Source organism: Microcystis sp. BLCC-F209 (genome assembly GCF_041928595.1).
In the GTDB taxonomy this organism is placed as follows: Bacteria; Cyanobacteriota; Cyanobacteriia; order Cyanobacteriales; family Microcystaceae; genus Microcystis.
The window spans coordinates 1-4,989 of record NZ_JBHFLL010000133.1 but is presented as its reverse complement, the minus strand read 5'-3'; the positions used below and the strand labels follow the sequence as shown (position 1 = coordinate 4,989).

4 protein-coding genes are annotated in these 4,989 nt (G+C 40.1%); 1 reads left to right on the top strand and 3 read right to left on the bottom strand.

All coding sequences use genetic code 11. From position 1 onward, the window contains the following. Positions 1-211 precede the first annotated feature (211 nt). Positions 212-1,138 (top strand): glycosyltransferase family 2 protein, encoded by a 927-nt coding sequence (locus ACE1AQ_RS08260; RefSeq protein ID WP_110546075.1) that lies wholly within the window; start codon positions 212-214, stop codon positions 1,136-1,138. Positions 1,139-1,335: 197 nt separating this feature from the next. Here ACE1AQ_RS08260 and hypF read toward each other — a convergent pair whose 3' ends face one another. The 3 genes from hypF to ACE1AQ_RS08245 form a co-directional block, all read right to left on the bottom strand. After that, positions 1,336-3,600 (bottom strand): carbamoyltransferase HypF, encoded by a 2,265-nt coding sequence (gene hypF / locus ACE1AQ_RS08255; protein WP_008207086.1) that lies wholly within the window; start codon positions 3,598-3,600, stop codon positions 1,336-1,338. Positions 3,601-3,650: 50 nt separating this feature from the next. Then, the gene (locus tag ACE1AQ_RS08250; RefSeq protein WP_008207088.1) at positions 3,651-4,325 is read right to left on the bottom strand and encodes a hypothetical protein; all 675 of its coding nucleotides are present in this window, start codon (positions 4,323-4,325) and stop codon (positions 3,651-3,653) included. 99 nt (positions 4,326-4,424) lie between these two features. Further along, positions 4,425-4,721 (bottom strand): hypothetical protein, encoded by a 297-nt coding sequence (locus tag ACE1AQ_RS08245; protein WP_374808210.1) that lies wholly within the window; start codon positions 4,719-4,721, stop codon positions 4,425-4,427. Positions 4,722-4,989 lie beyond the last annotated feature (268 nt).

The following is a 4,989-nucleotide window of genomic DNA, read 5'->3' as shown; positions in this document are numbered from 1 at the left end:
TTTTATGGGCAGATATTTTAAAACTGTCTCTTGAAGCTAATTATGATGATTATCTTGAAAAAAAATGATAATTAGACAGAAGTTCTCTTGTTCACATAGAGAACTTTATCTTCTTTTGTTTTCAAAATGAGAATTGCTGATTTGTGCCGCTTTGGGTTGACAATTTGGTCAGGGTGGGTTAGGATACTACGAGTTAACAGTAAATCCGTCTATGGCTGACTTCCAACTGACCACTCCTGTCGCCTTCCTGATTTTCAATCGACCTGATACGACGGCGAGGGTATTTGAAGCTATCCGTCAGGCTAAACCACCCAAGTTATTAGTGGTTGCCGATGGTCCACGTCCCGATAGACCAGATGATATTGAAAAGTGTAAGGCGGCTCGTGCTATTATCGAGGGTGTGGATTGGGATTGTGAGGTGTTGAAGAACTATTCTGATTTAAATTTAGGTTGTAGGAAGCGGGTATCAAGTGGCTTAGATTGGGTTTTTGAGATGGTTGAAGAGGCGATTATTCTTGAGGATGATTGTGTACCCGACCCGACCTTTTTTCGATTTTGCGAGGAACTGTTAGAATACTATAGACATGACCAGCGAATCACGGTGATATCGGGAAATAATTTTCAGTTGGGCAAAAAACGCACAGACTACAGCTATTACTTTTCCCGTTATAATCATTGCTGGGGTTGGGCGACTTGGCGACGAGCATGGCAGTATTATGATGGTGAAATGAAACATTGGCCACAAGTGAGAGATGGTGATTGGTTGACCGCCATTTTAGAAGAAACTCAGGCTGTCAAATACTGGACTAAGATTTTTCAAACTACTTATGATAATAAAAATGATAGCTGGGCTTATCGATGGACATTTTCCTGTTGGATTCAGAATGGTCTAACTATCCTTCCTAATGTAAATTTAGTTAGTAATATTGGTTTTCGTGAAGATGCTACTCATACAATTGGTAGTAAAAGTAGATTGGCAAATCTTCCTGTTAAAGAAATGAATTTTCCGTTAAAACATCCTCCATTTTTGATTAGAGATGAAGCTGCAGATAGTTATACACAAAAAAACATCTTTCAAAGAAATAGAATCGTTACCTTTACAGAAAAGTTACGAAATAAGTTACAATTATGGAATTAAGTAGGTAGGCACAATTATTTGTAGGATGGGTTAGCGGTAGCGTAACCCATGCGGGCGTTGGGTTTCATACTTCAACCCAACCTACGTTCATCTATTTGTAGGATGGGTTAGCGGTAGCGTAACCCATGCGGGCGTTGGGTTTCATACTTCAACCCAACCTACGTTCATGTTATATTTAATTCCACCCACCTACTTATCTAGAACTGTTTGAGTTGAGAAAAAGCTCCGATAATTTGACCGAGGCTAATACCACCATCATTAGTGGGAACAGTTTGCTGCCAGTAGGGTTGAAATCCCGAAGCTTGTAGGCGATTAATTGTTCTTTCCGTCAGATAACGATTTTGAAAACAGCCTCCCGTCAGGAGAATTTTTTCTCTACCTATTTTGTGTGCAATTTCTACAATAATCTCACATAAACTATTATGAAATTTAGCGGCAATTATGCCGATTTGTACTTGTTTTTCTAAATCTTCAACAACTCCTAAAATTATCTGATTCCAATCAATAACTATGGGGGAGTCGGCGGACAAAGAAAAATGATAATATTCCTCCGTTTTAATGCTCTCAAGGGCAAATTCTAGCTGCATTGCTGCTTGTCCCTCAAAACTTAATTGATAACATAAACCTAGAATCGCCGCCACACCATCAAACAAACGCCCGACACTAGAAGTTAAAGGACAATTAATTTTTTTGGTTAACATTTGCCTAAAAATAGACCATTCCTGTTCACTAAAAGCTGATTTTATCCTATCAGTATTTTCCATAACTTCTAGTAATCCTAAAGCCACTCGTCTGGGTTCTTTAACTGCTTTTTCTCCTCCAGGTAATGGCCAGGTTTTAAAATGGGCGATTCGCTGCCAAGAATCGGCAGCAATATGGATAAATTCTCCCCCCCAAATTGTGCCGTCTAAACCGTATCCTGTTCCATCCCAAGCAACCCCTAAAACCGGAGGTTGTAGCTGATGCTCTGCCATGCAGGATAAAACGTGAGCGTAATGGTGTTGAATGGGAATAACGGGCAAATTTAAGCTATAAGCGTACTTGGTTGCTAGATATTCAGGATGAGCATCACAGGCAATAACTTCGGGTGCAAACTCGTATAATTTTTTTAAACTATCGAGGATATTTTTAAAATGATTGACGGCATTAACTGTATCTAAATCGCCGATATGTTGACTAATAAAAACTTGATTTTTTTGGTAGATAGCCACGGTATTTTTAAAATAACTTCCCACGGCCAGAATCGGGGGAAAATCTCCCTCATTAACTTTAACTGGAAAGGGAGCATATCCCCGCGCACGGCGCAAAATCATCGCTTTTCCCGCCATTTCCCTGATAATAGAGTCATCCACTGGTCGAAGGATGGGACGATTATGAACTAGAAATAAATCGGCGATTTTTCCTAATTTTTCTAAAGCTTCTTTTTCCTCAATACAGATAGGTTCATCGGCTAGATTACCACTGGTTGCTACAACAGGAAAGCCTAATTCTGCCAATAAAAGATGATGTAGGGGAGTATAGGGTAACATGACTCCTAGGTAGGGATTACCCGGAGAAACGGCAGCAGAAAGATAATTTTTTCGCTGTTTAATCAGGACAATTGCCGCAGCAGGAGACTGCAATAATTGCGATTCTAAAGAAGATACATAACCGTGGTTTTTCACTAACTCAAGATTAGGATACATCACGGCAAAAGGTTTATCTGGTCGCTGTTTACGTTGTCGCAATTTTTGCACTGCTTCCGTATTTCTTGCATCGACAACTAGGTGAAATCCTCCTAATCCTTTGATCGCTATAATTTTTCCCTGTTTAATTGCTCGAGCGGTGGCGATTAAAGCTTGATCTTTTTCCGCTAATACAGAGCCTTGACTATCTAAAATACTAATTTGGGGTCCGCAACGAGGACAGGCATTCGGTTGGGCATGAAAACGGCGATCCAGAGGGTTTTCGTATTCCCTTTGACATTCGGGACACTGATTAAAACCCCTCATAGTTGTGGCACTCCGATCATAGGGTAAACTCTCGATAATACTGTAGCGAGGACCGCAGTTAGTGCAGTTAGTAAAAGGATAGCGATAACGACGATTATTGGGGTCAAAAATATCGGCTAAACAATCGGGACAAGTGGCTAAATCGGGCAGAACAATTGTATTTTTTTCACCGCCGCTACTGTGACGTATGCTAAAGTTTTGATAACCGATGGGATTTAACCATTGAGTCTCAATATTTTCAATTAGCGATCGAGGTGGTTTTTCTAAAGATAATCGAGTCAAAAAAGTTTCTAGTTTGTCTCGATTGCCCTCGACTTCAATAAAAACTCCCGCTGCTGTATTATTCACCCAACCAGTTAGGTTTAATTCCGTTGCTAATCGATAAACAAAAGGACGAAAACCGACTCCTTGTACTGCTCCGCGCACAATTAAAGCTAATCGCTGATCCGATTGAATGCTCTGATTATTCATAAATAATTTAACGGGGAAATCATCAAATTCATCCCTGATTACTTTTCCCGTTATACTAAACTTTCACTAATCACCCGACAGCATTCTTCCACACTTGCCCTTTTTTCCATAGCTATCACTAAAGCTTGATAGGCAGTCTGTTGTTTTTCTAAAAGAGTTTTTGCCTGTAATAAACTCCAGCGCTCTTTTTGGGCATAATTATTCTCAGGAACCCCCGCTAATTTTAAGGCCGATTGCAGATAAAATCGATCGCTTTCTCCCCCTGCCGCTTTACCATAAACTAAGGTTTCGGCAGCAATTCCCGCCATCCACACCGTAGAAATTCGCTCTAAAAAAGCAGGAAAATCGGTAAAATTCTTGACTTTTTGCTCTAAATCTGCTAGGTCAAATTGAACACCGCCGACTCCCTCCTGGCCTTGACGAAAGGCTTCCCAGGCGGTCAAACTATAACTGGCGATCGGAATGCCCAAAATATAAGCGGTGAGAAAATGTCCGGCTTCGTGGTAAATAACTCTTTGACGGTGTTTACTAGGAGAAAGAGCATCCAGTAGTAAAGTCACGCCCCGGTTATTAAAGGTGAGAGTATCAACGGTAACTAATCCCAAGAGGCTAAAAGTAGCCAAAGCGGGGACAAAAGGCGAAATAGACAGCAAAGGGGTGACAAATACGGAAAGAGTGATCGAAAAAACGGTAATCGCGATCAGATTTAAAGCTGTCTGTTCCATAAAAATTAATAAAAATATACAAATGCTTAATACTATGTTACATTGCCTAGTTTTATTTTCCCCGAATCAACCAACCAATTACCCCACCCACAAAAGCAGTCACATCCATACCTCCCCAATTTTTTCAGCTAAATCGGGAATTTTTCCCACGGATGCCTCGATGAGTTTCACTCTTTCATTTAAACCCGTGATTTTTGCGTCTAAAGTCCTGATTTCTCCCTTAATTTCCGTCTGTCCTATCTCTAAGACCTGAATTTCTCTTTTGATCTCTCCGATGCTATTCTCGATCGCTTTTTGTCCATTCTCCAGAGAGGTTAAACGAGTTTCGATCGCTTTTTGTCCATTGATAATCAGATTTTCTAACCTTTTTAGGTCATTTTCCGTAAAAGCCGTCATCAGCTAAACTCCTAATAGATTAATTTTTTCTCGTCTTGAGATTGAGTCGATCGTTGACTAATTTAATTATGGAGTCAAAATCAAGCTGTTACCCATTGATAGTTCTAGGTTCGACGCAGCAATAGGGATTTAGGGTGATAGGCAAATTTCCCCCACTTCCCCCATCTCCCCACTGATAATTCATAATTCATAATTTATAATTCATAATTCCCCACCTCCCCTTTACCATAAATAAACATTATTGTTTTCCTGTATAGATAACTTTTAT